Raw genomic sequence first — 19,997 nt, 5'->3', positions numbered from 1 at the left:
GGAAGACAATGAAAATTTTGGTGATTGGTAGCGGTGCGCGGGAACACGTATTGGCCAGAGAATTGGCGCAAAGTCAGCGCGTTGAAACGGTTTATTGTCTGCCTGGCAATCCAGGGATGGCCTTGGATGCGATTCAAACCGTGGCCGTTGAACTAACCGATTTTGCAGGGATGATTGATTTTGCACGACAAAATGCAATTAGTTACACAATTGTTGGGCCGGAACAACCATTAGTCGCCGGGGTTGTCGATGCTTTTCAAACAGCTGGTCTCGCGATTTTTGGCCCGACGAAAGCGGCCGCTGCCCTTGAAGGTTCGAAGACGTTTGCCAAAGAAATGATGGCCAAAGCGCAAGTGCCGACTGCTAGCTATCAAACTTTCACGACGGGGGCACCGGCTTTAGCCGCTTTAGCAGAACAAACTTATCCAGTCGTGATTAAAGCGGATGGCTTGGCTGCCGGCAAAGGCGTGGTGATTGCACCAGATTTGGCGGTCGCAACGGCTACGATTGAACGCTTCTTTGAACAGGGTGTGACGAGCATTTTAATGGAAGACTATTTAAGCGGCGAGGAGTTCTCGCTGATGGCTTTAGTCGCCGATGGGCAAGTTTACCCGTTACCAGTCGCGCAAGACCACAAACGAGCCTTTGAAGGTGATCAAGGTCCCAATACCGGTGGGATGGGCGCTTATTGCCCCGTACCACAGATTAGTGCAACGGTTGTGCAAGAAGCCGTGGACCAAATTTTGCAACCCATCGTCGCTGCGATGGCAGGTGCCGGTACACCTTTTACGGGTGTGCTATACGCGGGGCTGATTGCCACGAAAACGGACGTTAAGGTAATTGAGTTTAACGTCCGTTTCGGTGATCCCGAGACCCAAGTGGTTTTACCGCGGATGACTGGCGACTGGGCCCAAGTGTTTGAACAATTGGTGAGCCACCAAACACCAACTTTAACGTGGCAAACTGACGGGATGACCCTCGGGGTGGTTGTCGCGGCGGACGGTTATCCGACTAAGGCGACCGTGCCGGTCGCCTTAGCCCGAACGTCACAATTTCAAGCCGCGACGAGTCAATTTAGTTTTGCCGGCGTGGCCGGTACGCAAGACCAATTGATTGGCACGGGTGGACGCCTTTTAACGGCGGTCGTGACGGCGGTCGATCTACCGACTGCGCGCCAACAAGTTTATGCTGATTTAAAAGCTTTAGCACAACCGGGAACCTTCTACCGTCAGGATATTGGACACCAAGGCTTGACCTAAAATGGTTGAACTATGCTATACTAAAGGTCCTTGGCAGGGGCAACTCACAGTTGAGTGCCCACATCCACGGTTTGATTCTGAGTATTAGCCTGGTTTCTTAAATACGGTCCGATTTATGGACTTGTTTACGAAACGTCGTTAAGCACAGGAATCAGTGGGTGTTGGTTAAGTGCTGACTCATCCGATTAGCTTCTGAGTATAGCCTAGAATTGTGAATTATGACTGGTTTTAGTCGTAATTTACGATTCGTAGCTAGACGGAAGAAGTTGGCTGAGAAGCACGTTATCAATTGCGTATCAAGTAAAAAAGCAGTTTATCCCGAAATTGAAGGATAAACTGCTTTTTGAATTTGACCGAAAATTGATGAGTGCTGGCGCACGATGAAGATAAATTAGTCGTTAACGTGGGGTAATTCCGCTAATAAGAGTTCGCTGGCGATCAGCGCTAGCAAACTGATAATGAAATAGGTCCAATGGAGGCCGCTCGACCAACTGAATAGATAAGCGTCCACGCCAACCAAAATAATAAATAAGACGCAATTGGTGACTAAGCCAATTTTAAAGGTCAATTGACTCGCAATTGTCGCAAATAATACAATCGAAAGAAAAATAATTAAAAAAGTTGCAATCAAAATAGTATCCACCTAACATCGTCTGAGTTTAAAGTCTGCTTTCATTCTACTATAAGAAGGCAACGACGACAAATGAATTTAAATCGGTCACTAATTTGTTTTATTAATAAATATTAGTCATTTAGTTACACTTTCTTCAAATTTAGCGTGTAGAGTAGTGCTTGTATTCATAAAATGGGCCAATTAATGGACAATAAATTGATAAACAAGCTATACTATCGACAGATACTGGCTAACAATTGAGGTGATTAAAAATGGTTCGTGAAATGAGCGCAGCAGCCCAAGATCCACGGGTGAAAAGGACGAAACAACAATTAAGACAAGCACTAGTAACCCTGTTGAAAACAGAAACGCCTAAAACGATTTCAATTCAAACGGTGACGAAATTAGCGGGTATCACACGGGGCACTTTTTATTTACATTACGATGATAAACAAGATTTTATGCAAGCGACGGTCCAAGATTTAATCGATGATTTCTATCAAAAGGTCACGATTAGTCAGCCGGCAAAACCGACTTGTGATCAGGTTAATTTACAAGCTTTATTCGAATATGTTGAACAAAAACAACAGACGTTTAAGGTCTTTCATCAGAATGAAGCGACGTTGGCCTTTAAAGACCACTTAACGCAAGAAATGCGCCAATTATTACAAACCTATATTGAGGACCAATTTAAAGAGGCCTCACAAGCAGATCAAATCGAAATGAGTATTACAGCCGACTACTTAGCGGGTGCCAGTCTCGTACTAGTCTTCAAATGGATTGAAGATGGTTTGGTCTATTCGCCGCGTTATATGGCGAAGATATTGTATCAATTAGTCCAAATGCCAAATGCCCATTTTGATTTGGCACAATTTTTTATTGAAACCCAAGAAAGTATTGACTAGGTCTCAAATATTTGGTATCATATGAACGTTGTAATTGTGAGCTCCACAGCTGCAACCGCGCATTCTAAGGCATTAAGTACTACTTTATGTAGGCACCTTAGTTGGCGAGTCTAAGAAAAAATAGGAGGTGCACACATGTACGCAATTATCAAAACAGGTGGCAAACAATATAAGGTAGAAGCTGGTCAAGCTATCTACGTTGAAAAGTTAGCCGCAGAAGCTGGCGAAAAAGTAACTTTTGATCAAGTTATTTTAGTGGGCGGCGAAACAACTAAGGTTGGGACACCAAACATCGACGGTGCTACTGTCAATGGGACTGTTGAAAAACAAGGCCGTGAAAAGAAAGTTGTTACTTTCAAATACAAGCCTAAGAAACACAGTCATCAAAAGAAGGGCCATCGTCAACCATATACTAAAGTAATGATCGACGCTATCAACGCCTAGTTGAGGGAAATAAGATGATTAAGGCTCACTTTGTCGTCAATGCGGATTCGCAAATTATTTCTTTTCAGATAACGGGTCATGCTGACTCGGGTCCTTACGGAAGTGATATCGTTTGTGCAGCTGTTTCAGCTGTTTCAATCGGTACGATTAATAGTTTACAAAAATTGGCTGGTTTTGAACCAGTGGTTGAAGCAGATAACCTCAACGGTGGTTTGTTAAACTGTCAGATTCCGGCAACGGTTGAAGGCCAAGCTTTGGCAACGGCGCAAATTTTGTTACAAAATTTGCAATTAACGTTACAGGATATCACAGAACAATACGGACAGTACATTCAAGTACAAACTACTCGTAAATAAACAAAACAGTTAATAAGCAGGAGGTGCATTTCGATGTTACAAATGAATTTACAATTCTTCTCTCACCATAAGGGTGGCGGTTCAACAACCAATGGCCGTAACTCAGCTGGTCGTCGTTTAGGTTCAAAACGTGCTGATGGTCAAACTGTCACTGCTGGTTCAATCCTATACCGTCAACGCGGTACTAAGATTCATCCCGGTGAAAATGTTGGTCGCGGTGGCGATGATACATTGTTTGCTCTTATCGAAGGTGTCGTTCGTTTCGAACGCTTCGGTAAAAACAAGAAAAAAGTTTCAGTATATACTGCAGAAGCTAAATAATAAAACAAACGAAACACTCGTTCTTGCGGGTGTTTTTTTGTTGGGTAAGATCTGACGAGTCAATTTGAATTAAGCACGAGTTACTGTTATAATAGTGACTTATAGTAATCATCCATTGACAATCTAACAGTGAGTTACTCACGGCTAGCGGACTATTTCGTTAGTGACACTTAGGGTTGGCAATCGCCAACCCTTTTTTACATACCCGCTAAAATCAGGTTTACTTCGGAAAAACTTGCTTTTAGACGTGTTTTCTTGCTATGATTAGTTTAATGAGATACTTTTAAAAAAGTACGGAGGATAATATATGTTATCAGTTAATGAATTTAAGAATGGCTTAACGATCGAATTTGACAATAACTTATGGCGGATTGTTGAATTCCAACATGTTAAACCAGGTAAGGGTGGCGCTTTTGTCCGTTCTAAGTTAAAGAACTTAAGAACTGGTGCTAACCAAGATAAGACATTCCGTTCAACTGAAAAAGTTGAAAAAGCAATCATCGATACAAAATCAATGCAATATCTATATGCTGATGGGGACAACTACGTGTTCATGGATACTGAAACTTATGAACAATTAGAATTACCCGGTACACAAATTGCGGATGAATTGAAGTTTTTGAAAGAAAATATGCAAGTCTCAATCATGATGTACGGTAGTGAAACCTTAGGGGTTGATTTACCTAAGACGGTTGATTTAGTCGTTGCTGCAACTGAACCTGGTATCCGTGGCGATACTTCTTCGGGTGGTACAAAGCCTGCAACTATGGAAACTGATTTAGTGGTTCAAGTCCCATTCTTCGTCAACGAAGGCGATGCTTTAACAATTAACACCACTGATGGGACTTATATTTCACGGGCCTAAGCACCTCGTTTAAAAAAAACGAGCGATTAGGATTTTCGTTTGGAGGGTTATTGATGGCTGAAGAGACAAACATTGTGCTTGATGCGCAAGAAAATTCATTAGGTAAAATTCAAATGGCACCTGAAGTGGTTGAAGTGATTCTTGGAATTGCGGCTGGCCAAATTGAAGGTGTGCACCAAATGCGTGGGACTTTATCATCATCGATTAATGAACTGTTTGGTCGTTCAAATCACGGCAAAGGGGTTACATTAAAAGTTATTGAAGGTAAAGTGAACGCGGATGTTTATGTTTACTTAAATTATGGTGTATCCGTTCCGAAGGTCGCCTTAGCGATGCAAGAGGCTTTGAAAGAACAACTTTTGTTCATGACCGACTTAGAATTAGCTGAAGTCAATGTGCACGTTGTTGGCGTCGTAACCGAAAAACCACAAAATATTATTGATCCAGATGACTTATTTAGCGATGAAACACCTGATCAAGATGGAGAACAAATTTAATGTCAAATTTAAATCGACACCAGATTCGTCAAGCGGCTTTTCAAGTATTATTTGCGATGAATGCAAATCAAACACTGACAGCGGAAGAAGCGTCTCAAGCGGTCCTCACGATGGACCAGTTTGACGCTGAAGAAGTTGAAGCAGTGGCTGTCCCTGACTACTTAACTTTTCTAGTAGCCGGTGTAACGGATAATCAAGCGGCTTTAGATGAAGCTTTAACGCCTTATCTAAAGAAAGGTTGGCAATTATCACGATTGGCCAAACCGGATTTAATTATTCTCCGACTTGGTTTGTTTGAAATGCAAAATTCAACTGAAGCACCTGCTAAAGTTGCGTTGAACGAAGCACTTGAATTAGCAAAACAATTCACTGATGACCAAGCAAAAGGCTTCATCAACGGTGTCTTATCAAAATTTATTGAAAATAAATAGCGACAAAAAAGCCTAGTCAATCATCATTTTGACTAGGCTTTTTTGTAACATTCCTTGCGGACAATTTAATGGGGTACCCGCTTTTTAACAGCTTGATTAAAGATGACCCGAACATCATTTTTGTGAGTTGAATTATGCTAAAATGGAATAATCAAATAAGTGATGAGGGGTTGTTAAGATTGGAATTATTAGATGGTAGAGCACTAGCAAATCAATTGACAGACGAACAAACATTGGCGGTTGATCTGTTGAAACAACAAGGCGTTACACCTAAACTAGTTGTGATTATGGTTGGTGAAGACCCAGCGAGTGCCATTTATACACGTAATAAACAAAAACGTGCGACTAAAATCGGCATGGCTTCTGTTTTGAAAAAGATGTCGGCGGAAACAACGGAAGCTGAATTATTAGCCGTTGTTGAAGCTTACAACCAAGATCAAACGGTTGACGGTATTTTAGTCCAACTCCCATTACCACCCCAAATTAACGAAGATCGTGTCATCCAGACGATTGATTCGAATAAAGATGTGGACGGCTTTAGTCCGGTCAACATCGGTAAACTGTGGATGAACCAACCCGGTTTGGTGGCTTGTACCCCCCAAGGCGTCATGGCGATTCTAGCCGCGCATAAAATTAACGTGGCTGGGAAGAACGTTGTGATTGTCGGCCGGAGTAACATTGTTGGGCGACCATTGGCGGCCTTAATGCTCAATGCCAACGCCACGGTGACGATTGCGCATAGTCGGACGAAGCATTTACAGGATTTAACGAAGACCGCGGATATTTTAGTCGCAGCGGTCGGCGTTGCTCATTTATTTGGAGCGGCTGACGTTAAACCGGGCGCAGTCGTGATCGATGTCGGTATGAATCGTTTGGATGACGGGACAGTGACCGGCGATGTTGATTTCGAAGCCGTTCAAGACCAAGTGAGCGCCATCACCCCAGTCCCTCGCGGGGTGGGCCCGATGACCATCACGATGTTGATGGCCCAAACGATTGAAATTGCTAAAGGACGTGTCAAACGTGGTTAAACCAACCGATTATTTAACGGTGACAGCATTAACGCAGTATTTAAAAGCCAAATTTGAACGGGATCCGTATCTTGATCGCGTTTATTTGACGGGTGAAATTTCCAATTTTCGGCTACGACCGAATACGCATCAATATTTCAGTTTAAAAGATAATAAAGCTAAAATCAGCGCAATCATGTTTAAATCGGCTTTTGAAAAACTAAAGTTTACCCCTGAAGAAGGCATGAAGGTCTTGGTAGTGGGCCGGATTTCATTGTACGAAGCGACTGGTAACTATCAAATCTACGTGGAACGAATGGAACCGGATGGTCTGGGTGCACTCTACCAGGCTTATGAACAATTGAAGGCTAAATTGGCGACGGAAGGTCTTTTTGAATTACCGAAAAAAGTGATTCCTCGCTTTCCAAAGCGCATTGCCGTGATTACGAGTCCCTCGGGGGCCGTGATTCGCGATATCATCACGACGACTAACCGTCGGTATCCAATCGCGCAAATTGTGTTATTCCCCGCCGTCGTGCAAGGTGACGGCGCGGCGGATACGTTGGTCAGCCGCTTAGAACAGATTAATCAACTCGGTCAATTCGATACGATTATCATCGGTCGAGGTGGCGGTTCAATTGAAGATTTATGGCCGTTCAATGAAGAACGGGTCGCGCGGGCCATTGTCGCCAGCCAGATTCCCGTGATTTCATCAGTTGGTCATGAAACCGATACGACGATTGCTGATTTAGTGGCCGATGTGCGGGCGGCAACGCCGACCGCTGCTGCTGAATTAGCGACCCCCGTGTTAACTGATGAATTGTTGAAATTACAACAACAACGACTGCGACTCGCACAAGCGTTCACCCAGCAGTTAGCCCTTCTGAAGAAGCAATTAACGCACCTACAAGGTAGCTATGTGCTGACCCAACCACAACGCCTGTACGACGGTTATTTACAAAACGTTGATCAATTAAAGCGACGGTTATTATTAGCACAACAACAATTATTGAAAAACCAACGCCAACAATGGCAATTACAACAACAGCGATTAATCAGCGATTCACCGCTTAAAACGGTGACCCAGACGCAAACAACTGTTGCCGATTTACAACAACGCTTGAATCGCGCCACTCGTCAGAATTGGTTCAACCAGCGGCAACGGGCTAATCAAGCGATTGCGAGCTTGGATTTAGTCAGTCCATTAAAAGTATTGGGTCGCGGTTTTGCGTATGTGACTGATGAAGAACACCACGTTTTAAAAAAGACAACCGATTTTGAAATCGGTCATGCCATTCAATTACACGTCCAAGACGGGTTAGTTGAAGCGCAAATTACGAAAACAAATCAAGGAGACGTTTAATCATGGCAGAAAAAAAACTAAGCTTTGAAGAAAATTTACAACAATTAGAAGCAATTGTGACTGAATTAGAGACGGGCGATGTGCCACTTGAAAAGGCAATGACCGAATTTCAAAAAGGGGTTAAGCTCAGCCAAACCTTAGAAGAAACCTTAACGAAGGCTGAAAAAACAATGGCGAAAGTGATGGCCGATAGTGGCGAAGAAGTTGCTTTTGATGCTGAGGCGAAGTAGGCATGACTGATTTTAAAACATTTGGTCAACAACAACGCCCACAGTTCGAAGCTTATTTAGAACAGGCGCTAGCGCATCAATTGGAAGAACCGACGTTAAATAAGGCGATGCAATATTCAGTGATGGCCGGTGGCAAACGATTGCGACCATTGTTATTATTTGCCGTTTTAGAGAGTGCAGGATTACCGATTGATTTAAACGCGATGCGCGTGGCGGGCGCGTTAGAGTTGGTGCATAGTTATTCGCTGATTCATGACGATCTACCTGCGATGGATAATGATGATTTACGCCGGGGGCGACCAACGAACCATAAAGTTTTTGGTGAAGCGCAAGCGATTCTAGCCGGTGATGGCTTATTGACGTTAGCCTTTGATTGGTTGACGACCACTAACTTACCAGCTGACAAACAAGTTCAATTAGTCCGGATACTCGCCCAAGCGGCTGGGGCTAATGGCATGGTTGCCGGACAGATTGAAGATATTGAAGGTCAAACAAAACAATTACGATTAGCGCAATTAAAACAATTACACCATTTAAAAACGGGTTGTCTGATTGAAGCGGCCGTTGAGATGGGCACGTTATTAGCGGATTTAAACCCAATTCAAAAAGTAGCTTTATTAACGTTTGCCCAATATTATGGGTTAGCTTTTCAAATTCAAGATGATATTTTGGATGTCACCAGTACGGCAGCCGTCATGGGAAAAGCGGTCCACAAAGATGCGATTGAACAAAAAAATACATTCCCAGGCTTATTGGGGTTGGCGGGTGCGCAGGCTGAACTTAAACAAACTTGCCAACAGGCCCAACAAGCCCTAAAATCATTAATGGGTTTAGATCAAACCTTATTAAATAGCTTTTTGAGTTATTTTGACGAACAGGAGAACAAATGAAAAAAGAACGCGTAGATGTGTTATTAGTCGAACAAGGACTATTCGAATCCAGAGAACAAGCTAAACGGTCGGTCATGGCTGGTGAAGTTTACGATAAAAATGATGAACGGCTCAACAAACCGGGCGAAAAAATTGATGCTGAAGCCATTTTACACGTTAAGGGCCGCAAGATTCCGTACGTCGGTCGGGGTGCTTTAAAATTGGCTAAAGCCGTTGATGTTTTCGGCATTGATTTACAAGACAAAGTGACGCTTGATATTGGTTCATCAACGGGTGGCTTTACCGATGTGGCATTGCGTAATGGCGCAAAATTATGTTACGCATTGGATGTTGGCTATAATCAATTGGCTTGGAAATTACGTGAAAATCCTAAAGTGGTCGTGATGGAACGGGTTAACTTCCGTTACAGCCAACCGGCAGATTTCACGGCGGGCCAACCTGATTTTGCAATGACCGACGTTTCATTCATTTCGTTGCACAAAATTTTAGTTCCTTTAAAACCGATTTTAAAAGAAAACTGTGAAGCGGTCGCTTTAATCAAACCGCAATTCGAAGCGGGACCGGCCAATGTCGGTAAGCACGGCATTGTGCGCGATCCAAAGGTCCATAAAGCGGTTGTGACTGATATTGTCGAATTTAGTTTGGCAAACGGTTATGATGTTTTGAATCTTGATTTTTCACCGATTAAAGGCGGCGAGGGAAATATTGAATTTCTGATTCATTTACGTAACACGACCAAGGAAGTTGGCGAACTAGCACCAATGGTCAATATCGATGCGGTCTTAGAAGCAGCGTACACTGAATTAAAGCGGCCGTCTAATAAATAATGTATAAAACTTTGTATTTTATGCATAAATGCGCTATCATGTGAAGTATCCCAACAACTAACATGAAGAGGAGTTTCCTATGCGTAAAGTAGATCGACAACGACTGTTAAAGAATTTGATTCAAACTCACGAGATTGAGCGTCAAGAAGATTTTGTCAAACTTTTGCAGGCGCAATCAATCGACGTGACGCAAGCCACCATTTCACGTGATATTAAGGAAATGCAACTGATTAAAGTTCCGAATGCGGATGAGGGCTATCATTACAGTTTGCCGCTTGAAAAAAAGATGGATGTCAAAGAAAAATTACGACGACTCTTTAAAGAAGCCTATCTAACGCATCATCAACAAGACTATTTTATTGTCATTAAGGCGTTACCCGGTAATGGCACGGCAATTGCTAATTTAGTAGACTTGTTGCAATCCGAGGCTATTTTTGGCACAATCGGTGATGATGATACAATCTTAATTATCTGTAAATCAGAAACACAAGCCCAAGAATTCTCAATCTTTATCGAAAACTTGCTGAAGTAATTTGGCAAGTTTTTTTAACAATTAACGTATTGGCGAAAGGGGTCCCAATTCATGTTACAAGAATTAGTCATTCATGATTTTGCAATTATTGATCACTTGGCCATTAGTTTTGATCAAGGCATGACCGTCTTATCCGGTGAAACAGGGGCGGGTAAATCGATTATTATCGATGCTGTTGGTTTATTGGCTGGTGGCCGTGGTTCACAAGATTTCATTCGAACCGGTGCTAAGAAAGCGACCCTGGAAGGCTTATTTACGATGACCAAAAATGGGACGACCGCCGACGTATTGACTGAATTTGGCATCGAACACGATGATCAAACGGTTTTATTGCAACGCGATATCGCCGTTAACGGGCATAACGTATGTCGGATTAATGGCCGCTTAGTCAATACGACGACTTTAAAAAGAGTCGGTGAGACCCTAGTTGATATTCATGGTCAAAATGAACATCAAGAGTTAATGCACCCTGACCGTCACTTGGGATTGTTAGATGAATTTGCGCACCAATCAATCGCGCAGACCAAACAAGCCTATCAGGTGGCCTATCAAGCTTATCGGCAGACGCAACAAGCGTTGAAGAAAAAGCAACAAAATGAACAGGAATGGGCGCAGCGTTTAGACATGCTCCAATTTCAAACCAATGAAATTGATGCCGCACAATTACAAGCTGGCGAAGAAACCCAACTGATTGAGGAAAAGACGAAATTGGCGAACTTTCAACGGATTAATCAGGCCCTCCAAGCCAGTCAAATGATATTGGCGGGTGAGGAAGGCAATGCAGTTGATCAGATTGCGATTGCGATGAATCAGATGCAAGAAATTGCACCATTGGATGCCGCTTTCCAACAAATCGCCGAAAGTTTACAAACGGCCTATTATACGTTGCAAGATTGTGGCAGTGATCTTAATCATGAACTGGATTCGTTGGAATGGGATGAAGCCCGGTTAGATGAAATTGAACAACGCTTAGCGACGATTACTGAATTGGAACATAAGTATGGCGATTCAGTGGCTGAAATTTTGGCATACGGTCAACGCATCACTAAAGAATTGCAAGCGATGCAAGCAACTGAGGCGAATGCCACCGAATTGGAAGAACAATTAGCGCAACAAACGAATGCGTTAACGCAATTGGCGACCGAATTAAGTCAGTTACGCCAACAAGCGGCGCAACGTTTAGAAATTGCGGTTCATCAACAGTTGAAAGCCTTATATATGGATAAAACGGTGTTTACCGTGCACTTTACGGAGGGCACGACTCAATTAATGAGTACCGGAATTGATAAGGCTGAATTTTATATCCAACCGAATCCTGGTGAAAAAATGCGACCACTGGCTAAGACAGCTTCGGGTGGGGAATTATCCCGACTGATGTTGGCCCTTAAAACGATTTTTTCTGAATCGCAAGGCGTGACGAGTATCATCTTCGATGAAGTCGATACCGGCGTCAGTGGTCGAGTTGCCCAAGCCATTGCCAATAAAATTTATCAAATTGCCCAACATTCACAAGTTTTATGTATCACTCATTTACCGCAAGTTGCTGCGATGAGTGATCATCAATATCAAATTAAAAAGCAGATTAACCATGACCGAACGGAAACGACCGTTCAAAAAGTGGTGGGTCAACAACGGGTCGCCGAATTGGCCCGGATGTTAGCTGGGACCGAAGTCACTGAACTAACGAGTGAACACGCGCAAGAATTAGTCGAATTAGCGGAAGCTGCTAAAAAGAAGTTGTAATTGATAAAGTTCAAAAAAACGGTCATCGTCCAAAATCTGGACGATGACCGTTTTTGCTATGATTAGTTTTTAAGAATGTAGCGGACTTGATTGGCCGTGACAATTTTATAAAGATTTGAACGACTTTCTTTTAAGAGGTAAGTCGTTGCGTTGATTTGGCGGATCAGTTGACCAGTCACTTGTTGGACGTGGTCTTGCACGTTGAATTGAACGGTTAATTGATAATGGTGTTGGAAAGCTTGCGTCAAATAAAGGGCAATCTGCTTGGATTGCATCTGTGGTTGATCAACGAAATCATGATTAAGCGGGGCAAGTTCAAAGAACTGTTGGTACCGCTTGATGAGTGTCTGACTAAACCCGACGACCTGTGCTTGTTTGAATTCCATATTAATTATCCCCCGAACATTTGTTTGTATTTCCATTATACGAACAAACGTTCTAATTTGCAAGTCGCAATTTTTATTTTTTTTCGGGTATAATTAAGTAAACAGAAAAAGGGTGATAAGATGGCTAATATTGAATATGAGATTAAAGCAGAAATCGGTGTGTTGAGTCAAAATAAGGCAGGCTGGCAAAAAGAACTGAATTTAATTGCTTGGAATGGTCGGGAACCAAAGTTTGATTTACGGGATTGGGCCCCCAATCATGAAAAGATGGGCAAGGGTGTCACCCTGACAAATGATGAAATCGCACAACTTCGTTTAATTTTAGATGAAATGAACGTAAAGTAGACTTGATATTAAGCGGAAAATAGTGCAAAATAGAATATAACTATTTTATGAAGAAGAGGGAATTGCGCAGATGTCCAATCGAGGAATGTTGATCGTTTTATCGGGTCCATCAGGTGTAGGTAAAGGGACCGTTCGTCAAGCGATGCTAGAAGATGAATTTCGTGACTTTCATTATTCAGTTTCAATGACGACTCGGAAACCAAGACCAGGCGAACAAGATGGTGTTGATTATTATTTTGTCAGTAAAGAAGAATTCGAGCAAGAAATTGCAAATGATGGTATGCTAGAGTATGCGCAATATGTCGATAACTATTACGGTACACCGATGAAGTACGTCAACCAAACGTTGGACGCTGGTCGGGACGTTTTATTAGAGATTGAAGTCCAAGGGGCCATGCAAGTTCGGGCCAAATGTCCGGATGGCGTTTTTATTTTCTTAACACCGCCTGATTTGTTGGAACTCCGCAATCGGATTCAAAAACGCGGCACTGACGATCAAGCAACGATTGATAAGCGAATGCATAAAGCTGCTGATGAAATCAAGATGATGGAAAACTACGACTACGCAGTGGTCAACGACGAAATTCCCAATGCGGTTAAACGGATTGAAAAGATTATCGAAGGCGAACATCTACGTGTGCCACGGGTCATCGATTTATATAAAAAAATGATAGGGGACTAAAACATGATTGTATATCCTTCAATTGATAAATTATTAGAAAATGTTAACTCACGTTATTCATTAGCGGTTTTAGCTAGTAAACGAGCTCACCAAATCGAAGCAGGTGATATGAAGATGTTATCTGAATACCAATCACCAAAATCGGTTGGGATGGCAATGGAAGAAATTGCTGCTGGAAATGTCATTATCGATCCTGATTCATTGATGCTTGAAAAAGATGCTGAAAAAATGGATAAGCTCGCTCAAAAAGATGGCGAATAAGAATAATTAGAGAAAACCTGCATTTTTAGTTTATTCATCGATGGATGTTGAACTTGAAATGCGGTTTTTTTAATTTTAGGGGGTTTTAGAATGGCGTTAGCTAATAAAAAGATTGCTGTCTATGTGACCGGTGGGATTGCGGTCTATAAAGTGGCCGGTTTAGTCCGCCAACTGATTAAAGCGGGGGCGACGGTCCAAGTCGCGATGACCCAATCAGCCACAGAGTTCGTGACGCCGTTAACATTTGCGACGCTCACCAAACGACCGGTGTTAACGGATTTATTTGCCGTTGACCAACCCGATCAAGTGGCTCATATTCATTTAGCCGATTGGTCAGATTTGGCCATCGTGGCACCCGCAACGGCCAACGTGATGGCCAAGCTGGCCAACGGACTTGCCGATGATTTTGTGACGACCGCGTTACTAGCGACGACCGCCCCTAAATTAATCGTGCCAGCGATGAATGAACATATGTGGTTAAATCCAGCGACCCAACGTAATGTGCAACAGTTAGTCACCGATGGGTTAACCGTGATGCAACCGGCGACTGGTTTTTTAGCGGAAGGCTACAATGGTCAAGGTCGCTTTCCAGAAGAAGCGCAGATTGTGGTGCAAGCAACGCGTTTGCTAACGCTACAACTGTTGAAAGACCAAGTGGTGGTTGTCACCGCTGGCGGCACGACTGAACCGTTAGATCCGGTTCGTTTTATTGGGAACCGGTCTTCTGGTAAAATGGGGTATGCAGTCGCGCAAGTGGCCGCAATGCTAGGGGCCAAAGTGATTTTAATTAGCACGCGTCCTGAATTAGCCGTGCCAGCGCAATTGGAACGGGTGGTTTACGTGCAAACGGCGGCCGAACTCCAAGGTGCGGTTCAAGCGGTTTACGACCAAGCGAACATCGTGGTGATGGCGGCGGCCGTCGCTGACTTTAAACCCGTTGAATATGCGACGCAAAAGATTAAAAAGCAGGCCAATCAAACTGATTTTCAATTAAATCTGACTAAAAATCCGGATATACTAGCAGCACTCGGCCAACAAAAGATGACCCAATTTTTAGTCGGGTTTGCGGCTGAGACCAATGACTTACTCAGTAACGCGCAAGTTAAATTAGCGGCTAAACAAGTTGATTTACTCGTGGCTAACGACGTCAGTCAAACTGATCGTGGGTTTAATGCCGACGATAATGAAGTTACCTTACTGTGGGCGGATGGGACAACTGAAAAGTTGCCATTAACCACGAAAGTGACGATTGCGACCCAGATTTTAACCCGGATCGCACAAGTTCAAAAATAAAGGAGTGGTGATATGCCACAAATTGCGAAGGTGATTGTTGATGTGCCAACGTTACAAACCAATCGCCCGTATGATTATCAAGTGCCAGATCAATTAGTTGATACGATTAAACCGGGGATGCGCGTGGTTGTGCCTTTTGGTAAAGGCGATCGTAAAATTCAGGGCTTTGTCGTCTCAATCGTCGATCAACCCGAATTTACGGGACAACTTAAAACCTTAGAAGCACTAGTTGATTTACAACCAGTCGTCAATCCGGAGTTATTGCAATTAGCGGGTTGGATGGCAACCAATACGTACGCCTTTTTAATTACCTGTTTGCAAACGATGTTACCGAGTGTGATGCGCGCTAAATACACGAAGACCGTCACCTTAATTGATGAAATTGAGCCGGCGCTTAAGGCGAGTTTATTTAACGATAACGATGAATTGACGTTCGATCAAAATCTCGATCCAGATAAAATGAAACAATTAATGACGTTACAACGCCAAGATAAGGTCAGTGTGACTTACCACGTGGGTAATCGCGCCCAAGTCAAAGAATTAACGGCCATCAAACCGGCCTTAACGTTTGAACAATTTGAAGAAGCCCGTACCGGCTTACGCCAATCAGCCAAGAAACAACAACAGTTGATTAGTTATTTGCAAAGTTTAATCGGGCAAAGACCACCGTTATTAAAGGATGTCCTAAATCAAACGACTTTTACCCGGGAAAATATTCGAGTCGGCCATCAAAAAGGCTGGTTGCAGCAAATTAAGGTCGAAACCTATCGGAATCCGTACCAACAAGCCGTTGCGGCGACGCATAAAATGGCGTTAACGGCGCAACAAGCCACCGCAGTTGAACAAGTTACGCAAGCTGCAACCGCCGATTCGAATCAAGTTTTCTTACTTGAAGGGGTCACCGGTAGTGGTAAGACGGAAGTTTATTTACAAACAATCGAAGCCGTTTTAAAACAAGCCAAGACGGCGCTAATGTTAGTCCCTGAAATCGCGTTGACCCCCCAGATGGTGCAACGGGTCAAAGGACGGTTTGGCGAATTGGTGGCGGTTTTACACAGTGGCCTTTCAGAAGGCGAGAAGTATGATGAATGGCGTCGAATTGAACGTCAAGAAGCTAAAGTCGTCGTGGGCGCACGCTCAGCCGTTTTCGCGCCTTTATCCGATATTGGCGTTATCATTATGGATGAAGAACACGAAGCCAGTTATAAACAAGACGAAAGTCCCCGTTACCATGCGCGCGAAGTCGCTTTGTGGCGGAGTCGGCATCACCATTGTCCGGTGATTTTAGGCAGTGCGACACCTTCACTAGAATCACGGGCACGGGCGCAGAAACACGTTTATCAGTTAATCCAGTTAACACAACGGATTAATCAACAACCGATGCCCAAAGTTGAATTGATTGATATGCGTGAAGCGCTCAAGCAACAACAAACGACTAATTTTTCGGCACCCTTATTGACGGCCCTTAAGGCGCGTATAGCCAAGGGTGAACAAAGTGTTTTATTGTTAAACCGCCGGGGCTTTTCATCGTTTGTGATGTGCCGGGATTGTGGCTTTGTCTTACAATGTCCCAATTGTGATATTTCGTTGACGTTGCATATGGATTCGCATTCGATGAAATGCCATTACTGTGGTCATGAAGAAGCGATTCCAAAGATTTGTTCTAACTGTCAGAGTCATCAAATTCGCTATTTTGGAACTGGTACGCAAAAGGTAGAAACAGAATTACAAGAATTATTACCAGAAGCGCGGATTATCCGAATGGATGTCGATACGACCCGTAAAAAAGGCGCGCACGCTAAATTATTAAAACAGTTCGGCGACCACCAAGCGGATATCTTACTTGGGACGCAGATGATTGCCAAAGGGTTGGATTTTCCTGATGTGACGTTAGTGGGCGTGATCAACGCTGATACGGCACTCGGCTTACCCGATTTTCGGGCGAGCGAACGAACTTTTCAACTATTAACGCAAGTTAGTGGCCGAGCTGGTCGGGCGGACAAACCCGGTCAGGTTTTAGTGCAGACGTTTAATCCGGAGAATTATGCGATTCAATTTGCGCAAAAGCACGATTATGAAGGCTTTTTCCGCTATGAAATGGCGGTTCGCCATCGGGGCAATTATCCGCCGTATTATTTTACGGTCCAGTTGACGGTTAGTCACCCGGAAGAAGTTCAAGCCGCCAAGAAGAGTTTCCAAATTGCGAAACAATTACGGCCGATTTTATCCGAGCAAGCCATTGTGTTAGGCCCGACGCCGAAATCAATCGCGCGGATTAATAATCGTTATTTTTACCAAATTGTGATTAAATATAAACAAGAACCCCAATTAGCGGCTAAATTAGCCGAAATCTTAGAAACAACTCAAGTTGATACCCGCAATGGCTTTAAAATCGGGTTAGACAACGAACCATTACAATTTACTTAGAAGTGAGAGTGATTTTAAATGACAGCCATCGTTTTTATGGGAACCCCCCAATTTTCAGTACCAATTCTAGAAGCCTTAGTGGACCAAGCAGATTACGAGGTCTTAGCAGTCGTGACCCAACCAGATCGTAAGGTCGGTCGTAAACAAGTATTGCAACAAACACCCGTTAAAGAAGCCGCGGTTCGCTTGAACTTGCCGGTCTATCAACCCGAAAAATTAAGTGGTAGTCCGGAGCTTGCAACGATCATTGACTTACAACCCGATTTAATCGTGACCGCCGCTTACGGCCAATTTTTACCCAGCAAATTATTAGCGGCTGCGCAAATTGCCGCGATTAATGTTCATGGATCATTATTGCCTAAATACCGGGGTGGGGCACCTATTCAGTACGCTGTATTGAATGGTGATTCTGAAATCGGGATTACGATTATGCACATGGCTAAGAAAATGGACGCCGGTGACATGATTGAACAAGCTAGTATTCCAATCGAAGCCACGGACGATACAGGGTCGTTATTTGACAAGCTCAGTTTCGTTGGGCGCGATTTATTGTTAAAAACGCTCCCCGCGATTATTGATCAAACAGCACCACGGACCGTGCAAGATGAAAGTCAAGTGACGTTTGCGTATAACATTACTAAAGAAGAAGAAGCACTCGACATTACTAAACCCGCGCAAACGTTAGTCAATCAGATTCGGGCTTTACGGCCACAACCAGGGGCGTGGTTACCAATCAACGATCAACGGACGAAAGTTTGGCAGGCCACGGTGGCGGAAACGACGACCGACGTTGCGCCCGGTACGATTGTCGCCATTCATAAAAAAGATTTTGAAATCGCGGCCGGCAACCAGACCGTGCTCAAAATCACTGAAATTCAACCCGCTGGTAAAGCTAAGATGCCAGTGCAATCATATCTTAACGGCGTCGGCAAACAATTAGCAGCCGGTCAACAAGTGGTGGTGCAAGATGCCTAAAAAGACCCCGCGTTATTTAGCCGTTGAAATTTTAACGACGATTACCAAACAGAAAAGTTATTCAAACTTGGCATTAGACCAAGTGATTAAAAAAGAACATTTAAATCCCCAGGATGCGGGCTTTTTAACGCAACTGGTCTATGGCGTGATTCAACATGAATATACGTTGGATTACTATTTAAAACCGTTCATTCAAAAACCGACTAAAATGGCTGTTTGGGTCCGCCAAGTTTTACGGACAGCCGTTTACCAACTGGTTTATTTAGATCGGGTACCGGAACACGCCATTTTTTATGAAGCGACCGAAATCGCCAAACAAATGGGCCATGTCGGGACCGCTAAATTAGTGACGGCAATTCTACGGAATCTGCAACGGACTGGTTTAGCCGATTTAAACCAAATCGAATCACCATTAGAACGCTTGAGTATTACTTACAGTGTGCCTGAATGGCTAGTTGAAAAACTACAAGCCGATTTGGGTACCGAGAAGTTAACGCAGTTATTGACGACGATTAATCAACCGGCGAATGCGTCGATTCGGGTCAATACCCGTTTAAATTCGGTGGCGGATTTATTGCCGCAATTACAAACCCAGTTTGAAGATCTTGTGCCTAGTCAGATTGCGTCGGTCGGTTTAGTCGCTCAAGGCGGCCATCTAGCCAGTGGAGCGGCCTTTGAAGCCGGTGCTTACACGATTCAAGATGAAAGTTCAATGTTGGTCGCACCAAGTCTCCAAATTCAACCGACGGATCAAGTCTTGGACGCGTGTGCAGCGCCTGGTGGTAAATCAACGCACATGGCGACATATCTAGATGCGCAACAAGGTGGGCGCTTAGTCGCTTTGGATATTCATGACCACAAAGTCCGTTTGATCGAACAAAATGCCAAACGGTTACATGTCGAAGATGTGATTGAAGCCCAAGCGCTAGATGCCCGCAAAATTAGCACACAATTTGCTGTGGAGACGTTTGATAAAATTCTAGTGGATGCGCCTTGTTCCGGCCTTGGATTAATGCGACGGAAACCCGAAATTAAATATAGTCGGCAACCAGCGGATTTGATCAATCTACAAAAGATTCAAATTGCGCTTTTAAACGCGGTAGCACCGACTTTAAAAGTGGGTGGGCAATTAACCTATAGTACCTGTACAATTGTTCCTGAGGAAAACCAACAGGTGATAACGGCCTTTCTGGCGCAACATCCAGAATTTACGGTCGTCCCCGTGCCACTTGAATTACCATTAACGCAAAATCAAGCAACGCCATTTGTCCAGATTTATCCAGATGATTATCAAACAGACGGCTTTTTTATTGCTTGTTTGCAACGGAAAGCTTAAATTTTA

24 protein-coding genes and 1 other annotated feature are annotated in these 19,997 nt (G+C 43.6%); of the genes, 22 read left to right on the top strand and 2 right to left on the bottom strand.

Features of this window, described 5'->3' with window-relative positions:
- Positions 1 to 8: 8 nt before the first annotated feature.
- Complete coding sequence (gene purD / locus ACVPPQ_RS01090) at positions 9 to 1,259, top strand: phosphoribosylamine--glycine ligase (protein WP_463495137.1); 1,251 nt, start codon at positions 9 to 11, stop codon at positions 1,257 to 1,259.
- Positions 1,260 to 1,650: 391 nt separating this feature from the next.
- Here the strand turns inward: purD and ACVPPQ_RS01085 are convergent, their stop codons facing one another.
- Positions 1,651 to 1,890 carry a hypothetical protein gene (locus tag ACVPPQ_RS01085; protein ID WP_413476511.1) on the bottom strand — a complete coding sequence of 80 codons (240 nt, stop codon included), beginning with the start codon at positions 1,888 to 1,890 and terminating at the stop codon, positions 1,651 to 1,653.
- Between the two features lie 254 nt (positions 1,891 to 2,144).
- Between ACVPPQ_RS01085 and ACVPPQ_RS01080 the strand changes: the two genes are divergently transcribed.
- The 14 genes from ACVPPQ_RS01080 to recN all read left to right on the top strand — a co-directional run bounded on the left by ACVPPQ_RS01080 (position 2,145) and on the right by recN (position 12,286).
- On the top strand, positions 2,145 to 2,777 hold the full coding sequence (locus ACVPPQ_RS01080) for a TetR/AcrR family transcriptional regulator (RefSeq protein ID WP_463495136.1): 633 nt from the start codon (positions 2,145 to 2,147) through the stop codon (positions 2,775 to 2,777).
- A gap of 43 nt (positions 2,778 to 2,820) precedes the next feature.
- Positions 2,821 to 2,899 (top strand) — a sequence feature (ribosomal protein L21 leader region).
- Between the two features lie 13 nt (positions 2,900 to 2,912).
- Complete coding sequence (gene rplU / locus ACVPPQ_RS01075) at positions 2,913 to 3,221, top strand: 50S ribosomal protein L21 (RefSeq protein WP_025082473.1); 309 nt, start codon at positions 2,913 to 2,915, stop codon at positions 3,219 to 3,221.
- Positions 3,222 to 3,235: 14 nt separating this feature from the next.
- Complete coding sequence (locus ACVPPQ_RS01070) at positions 3,236 to 3,577, top strand: ribosomal-processing cysteine protease Prp (RefSeq protein ID WP_463495134.1); 342 nt, start codon at positions 3,236 to 3,238, stop codon at positions 3,575 to 3,577.
- A 33-nt stretch (positions 3,578 to 3,610) separates the two neighbouring features.
- Positions 3,611 to 3,898, top strand: coding sequence for a 50S ribosomal protein L27 (gene rpmA, locus ACVPPQ_RS01065; protein ID WP_025082475.1), 288 nt, complete (start codon positions 3,611 to 3,613; stop codon positions 3,896 to 3,898).
- Positions 3,899 to 4,205: 307 nt separating this feature from the next.
- Entirely contained in the window at positions 4,206 to 4,763 is a 558-nt protein-coding gene (gene efp / locus ACVPPQ_RS01060; RefSeq protein ID WP_463495133.1) for an elongation factor P, read from the top strand.
- Positions 4,764 to 4,816: 53 nt separating this feature from the next.
- On the top strand, positions 4,817 to 5,260 hold the full coding sequence (locus ACVPPQ_RS01055; RefSeq protein WP_463495131.1) for an Asp23/Gls24 family envelope stress response protein: 444 nt from the start codon (positions 4,817 to 4,819) through the stop codon (positions 5,258 to 5,260).
- Entirely contained in the window at positions 5,260 to 5,691 is a 432-nt protein-coding gene (nusB, locus tag ACVPPQ_RS01050; RefSeq protein ID WP_463495130.1) for a transcription antitermination factor NusB, read from the top strand. Before ACVPPQ_RS01055 ends, nusB begins: the two co-directional genes overlap by 1 nt.
- Positions 5,692 to 5,825: 134 nt before the next feature.
- Complete coding sequence (gene folD, locus ACVPPQ_RS01045; protein WP_463495129.1) at positions 5,826 to 6,722, top strand: bifunctional methylenetetrahydrofolate dehydrogenase/methenyltetrahydrofolate cyclohydrolase FolD; 897 nt, start codon at positions 5,826 to 5,828, stop codon at positions 6,720 to 6,722.
- Positions 6,715 to 8,064 (top strand): exodeoxyribonuclease VII large subunit, encoded by a 1,350-nt coding sequence (xseA, locus tag ACVPPQ_RS01040; protein WP_463495127.1) that lies wholly within the window; start codon positions 6,715 to 6,717, stop codon positions 8,062 to 8,064. The genes folD and xseA overlap by 8 nt, the downstream gene beginning before the upstream one ends.
- Positions 8,065 to 8,066: 2 nt before the next feature.
- Positions 8,067 to 8,294 carry an exodeoxyribonuclease VII small subunit gene (locus ACVPPQ_RS01035; RefSeq protein WP_025082481.1) on the top strand — a complete coding sequence of 76 codons (228 nt, stop codon included), beginning with the start codon at positions 8,067 to 8,069 and terminating at the stop codon, positions 8,292 to 8,294.
- Between the two features lie 2 nt (positions 8,295 to 8,296).
- Entirely contained in the window at positions 8,297 to 9,184 is an 888-nt protein-coding gene (locus tag ACVPPQ_RS01030; RefSeq protein ID WP_463495126.1) for a polyprenyl synthetase family protein, read from the top strand.
- On the top strand, positions 9,181 to 10,011 hold the full coding sequence (locus ACVPPQ_RS01025; protein WP_463495124.1) for a TlyA family RNA methyltransferase: 831 nt from the start codon (positions 9,181 to 9,183) through the stop codon (positions 10,009 to 10,011). Before ACVPPQ_RS01030 ends, ACVPPQ_RS01025 begins: the two co-directional genes overlap by 4 nt.
- Before the next feature lie 79 nt (positions 10,012 to 10,090).
- Complete coding sequence (argR, locus tag ACVPPQ_RS01020) at positions 10,091 to 10,543, top strand: arginine repressor (protein ID WP_463495122.1); 453 nt, start codon at positions 10,091 to 10,093, stop codon at positions 10,541 to 10,543.
- Positions 10,544 to 10,594: 51 nt separating this feature from the next.
- Positions 10,595 to 12,286 (top strand): DNA repair protein RecN, encoded by a 1,692-nt coding sequence (recN, locus tag ACVPPQ_RS01015; RefSeq protein WP_463495120.1) that lies wholly within the window; start codon positions 10,595 to 10,597, stop codon positions 12,284 to 12,286.
- Between the two features lie 62 nt (positions 12,287 to 12,348).
- On the opposite strand, the gene ACVPPQ_RS01010 is transcribed toward recN, so the two are convergent.
- Positions 12,349 to 12,672 carry a hypothetical protein gene (locus ACVPPQ_RS01010; protein ID WP_025082486.1) on the bottom strand — a complete coding sequence of 108 codons (324 nt, stop codon included), beginning with the start codon at positions 12,670 to 12,672 and terminating at the stop codon, positions 12,349 to 12,351.
- 120 nt (positions 12,673 to 12,792) lie between these two features.
- On the opposite strand from ACVPPQ_RS01010, the gene ACVPPQ_RS01005 reads away from it, so the two are divergent.
- From ACVPPQ_RS01005 to rsmB, 7 genes are all read left to right on the top strand, one after another.
- Positions 12,793 to 13,017 carry a YdbC family protein gene (locus tag ACVPPQ_RS01005; RefSeq protein ID WP_025082487.1) on the top strand — a complete coding sequence of 75 codons (225 nt, stop codon included), beginning with the start codon at positions 12,793 to 12,795 and terminating at the stop codon, positions 13,015 to 13,017.
- 70 nt (positions 13,018 to 13,087) lie between these two features.
- Positions 13,088 to 13,699 (top strand): guanylate kinase, encoded by a 612-nt coding sequence (gene gmk, locus ACVPPQ_RS01000; RefSeq protein ID WP_463495117.1) that lies wholly within the window; start codon positions 13,088 to 13,090, stop codon positions 13,697 to 13,699.
- 3 nt (positions 13,700 to 13,702) lie between these two features.
- Positions 13,703 to 13,960, top strand: coding sequence for a DNA-directed RNA polymerase subunit omega (gene rpoZ / locus ACVPPQ_RS00995; RefSeq protein ID WP_463495115.1), 258 nt, complete (start codon positions 13,703 to 13,705; stop codon positions 13,958 to 13,960).
- Positions 13,961 to 14,050: 90 nt separating this feature from the next.
- A complete protein-coding gene (coaBC, locus tag ACVPPQ_RS00990) occupies positions 14,051 to 15,253 on the top strand; it encodes a bifunctional phosphopantothenoylcysteine decarboxylase/phosphopantothenate--cysteine ligase CoaBC (RefSeq protein WP_463495113.1) in 1,203 nt (400 codons plus the stop codon).
- Positions 15,254 to 15,265: 12 nt separating this feature from the next.
- Positions 15,266 to 17,680 (top strand): primosomal protein N', encoded by a 2,415-nt coding sequence (gene priA, locus ACVPPQ_RS00985; protein ID WP_463495111.1) that lies wholly within the window; start codon positions 15,266 to 15,268, stop codon positions 17,678 to 17,680.
- A gap of 18 nt (positions 17,681 to 17,698) precedes the next feature.
- A complete protein-coding gene (fmt, locus tag ACVPPQ_RS00980) occupies positions 17,699 to 18,655 on the top strand; it encodes a methionyl-tRNA formyltransferase (RefSeq protein ID WP_463495109.1) in 957 nt (318 codons plus the stop codon).
- Positions 18,648 to 19,991: a 16S rRNA (cytosine(967)-C(5))-methyltransferase RsmB gene (rsmB, locus tag ACVPPQ_RS00975; RefSeq protein ID WP_463495107.1), complete on the top strand. Its 1,344-nt coding sequence runs from the start codon at positions 18,648 to 18,650 to the stop codon at positions 19,989 to 19,991. The genes fmt and rsmB overlap by 8 nt, the downstream gene beginning before the upstream one ends.
- The last annotated feature ends 6 nt before the right edge of the window (positions 19,992 to 19,997 follow it).

Source organism: Latilactobacillus parafuchuensis, from assembly GCF_055271665.1.
This window is presented reverse-complemented; position numbering and strand designations above follow the sequence as displayed.